This is a genomic window from Pseudomonas sp. AC083 (assembly GCF_979253165.1).
Genome location: NZ_CEEDDH010000205.1, coordinates 1 through 259, shown reverse-complemented (window position 1 = coordinate 259; position 259 = coordinate 1). Strand labels below are relative to the sequence as shown.

Sequence of the window (259 nt, the reverse complement as noted above, 5' to 3'; positions counted from 1 at the left end):
ATGCAGCGACGCTGCTGCTTTCATGTGGGTATGAAGCAACTCTCTCTCTCGCTCTGGCGCGAGACCCGTACCTTGGCCGTAGTCCTCCTTGTGGACTTTGTAATACGCAAGCTTGTCATAGATGGCGTTGACGATCTCCTCGTAAGCTCGCTCGCGCCGGCCGATCTGGGACCTGTAACTCTCAAGCCGTACGTCGTATTCGTGCTTGATAGACTCCGTTAGTCGAGCCAGAAGCCAGTTCTTAGAGAGGAACACGAGA

At 54.4% G+C, this 259-nt stretch carries 1 protein-coding gene; it reads right to left on the bottom strand.

All coding sequences use genetic code 11. The features are described 5' to 3' along the window. The coding region (locus AC0IXA_RS27720; RefSeq protein WP_471814948.1) for a hypothetical protein at positions 1 to 259 on the bottom strand (259 nt) is incomplete at both ends.